The organism is Streptomyces sp. NPDC005070 (assembly GCF_053600395.1).
In genome coordinates this window covers 1-2,058 of the sequence record NZ_JBSFZS010000399.1, presented here as the reverse complement: position 1 = coordinate 2,058, position 2,058 = coordinate 1, and the positions used below count along the sequence as shown (strand labels likewise).

The 2,058-nt window shown below is 67.6% G+C and carries 2 protein-coding genes and 1 pseudogene; all 3 read right to left on the bottom strand.

The genetic code is table 11. From position 1 onward, the window contains the following. Nucleotides 1–395: pseudogene (locus tag ACWEBX_RS39535) on the bottom strand (fumarylacetoacetate hydrolase family protein); the annotation flags it as partial. 10 nt (nt 396–405) lie between these two features. Next, nucleotides 406–1,287: a fumarylacetoacetate hydrolase family protein gene (locus tag ACWEBX_RS39530; RefSeq protein ID WP_451889537.1), complete on the bottom strand. Its 882-nt coding sequence runs from the start codon at nt 1,285–1,287 to the stop codon at nt 406–408. After that, complete coding sequence (locus ACWEBX_RS39525; RefSeq protein ID WP_451889536.1) at nt 1,284–1,859, bottom strand: carboxymuconolactone decarboxylase family protein; 576 nt, start codon at nt 1,857–1,859, stop codon at nt 1,284–1,286. The genes ACWEBX_RS39530 and ACWEBX_RS39525 overlap by 4 nt, the downstream gene beginning before the upstream one ends. Nucleotides 1,860–2,058: the final 199 nt, after the last annotated feature.

Below are 2,058 nucleotides of genomic sequence, written 5' to 3'. Positions count from 1 at the left end.
GTAGAATTCGTCCGTGATGAATAAACCCGGTGCGCAGCGCGGTCGCAGGCCGGGAAGCCCGGACACCAGGGCCGCGATCCTGGACAACTGGGGAACTTGGTGAAGAGCAGCGGGATCTCGGGAGCCATGTAGCCCGCCTCGGCCGCATGGGGGCGGTAGTTCAACGCGACCGCGAACACCTGCCGAGGGCGGGGGACGGGAGCGGTCAGGTCGATCGGGCGGTAGGGCCTCGGGTCCGCGAGCTCCGCCGCCGTTGCCCAGGCCACGAACTCGGCCCAGTCGGCGAGGAGTTCCATCGGGTCGGTGCCGAAACGGCCGTTCGAGGCGGTCGCGATGTCGACCGCCCCGTCCTCGACGAGGAGGACGGCACGGTCGGCCAGTGTGGCGAGTCGCATGTCGGTCTCCTCAGTTCGCCGGGCCGTAGAGGTCGATCGCGTACGGCTCGGTGTCGTGCGCGTCCTTCCACGCGGCGACCGGATTGTGCAGCGTGCCGATCCCCGCGATCTCGGCTTCGATCCGGTCGCCCGGCCGGAGGTAGAAGTCGAAGGGGTTGGGCTGCACCGCCGCGACACCCGAGATGGTTCCGGTGGTGATGATGTCTCCGGCGCTGTAGCCCTGCGCCGAGTGGTAGGCGACCAGGTGCGGGATCGAGATCACCATCTGCTCCGTGTTGCCGGCCTGGCGCCGCTCGCCGTTGACCCGCAGTTCCATGGCGAGTGCCTGCGGGTTCGGTACCTCGTCCTTGGTGACGATCCACGGGCCGATGGGGCAGAAGGTGTCGATCGCCTTGGAGAAGGAGAAGACGCCTGACTGCATCTCACGGCGCTGGATGTCGCGGGCGGTGATGTCGTTGAACACGGTGTAGCCGGCGATGTAGTCCTCGGCTTCCTCCGGGCCGAAGAACTTGCCGCTCTTGCCGATCACGATCGCCAGCTCGAGCTCGTAGTCGAGCTCCTTGGTGAGTCCCTCGGGGTAGACGATCGCCTCGTCGGGACCGATGATCGCGTCGACGTTCTGGAAGAAGACGATTCCCTTGTGCACCGGGTGCGACCAGTCGACCGCCGTCAGCTCCTCGTGATGGTCGGTGAAGTTGCCGGCCGTGTGGAAGAACTTCTTCGGAACGATGGGCGCCCGCAGGCGCACGTCGGCGAGGGCGAAGCGCCGGCCTGTCTCGTCGACCTCGCCGTCACGCTCGAAGTAGGCGCGCATCGAGGGAACATCGAGCTCCACGACGTCATCGCCGTCGAGCCGGCCGACCCGGCCGTTGTCGAAGGTCACGAGTTTCATGCGAGGTCTCCTGGTTGTCCGACGCGGAAGACGCGCAACTGCAGCGCGAGCGTCGCGTAGTAGCCCACCAGGGTGGTGAGCTCCACCACCGCCTCCGTGCCGTTCAATGAAACGGCACGGCCGAAGATCACGTCGTCGGCGTCGCCGGTCGCCACCAGCGCCGTCACGAGGTCGACCGCGGCCGCTTCCGCGTGGTCGCTCACCTCTGGTGCCGTGCCGGAGCGGATGGCGGTGAGCTCGGCATCGGAAAGGCCTGCCGCTCTGCCGATCGGCTCGTGGGCGTACCGCTCGAAGGCGCAGTCCCAGTGAGCCGCGACGATCAGGACGGCCATCTCGCGAACGCGGCCGCTCAGTGTGGAGCGGTACCGGAGGGCCGACCCGAGTTCCTGCAACGCGGATCCCACCGCGGGCGCGTGCAACATCGCGTTGAACGGCCCGTTCAGCCGGCCTTCGCCGTCCGTCAGGGAGAAGAGCTGCGGGCCGTCCGCTCGTGGACCGCCCGCGATGGCGTCGTAGAGGACACGTTGTGCGGGGTCGAGTTCGTGAGGGGTGGGGCGTGGGAGGCGAGTCATGGGATCACCCTTCAGCCGATACGGGGGAGTGGCGACGCACATGCCGGGGAATGGCATGGCGGTTCTGACGTGTGCCGATGAATGAAACACCTGTAGTCCGCGTCACAGGGGCCGCAGCGCCCGAAGATGGGTGCACCGCGCTTCAAGTCGAAGCGGGACAGTCGGCAGTCGGTCCGTTTCACCGCGAACGCGGGCTGGC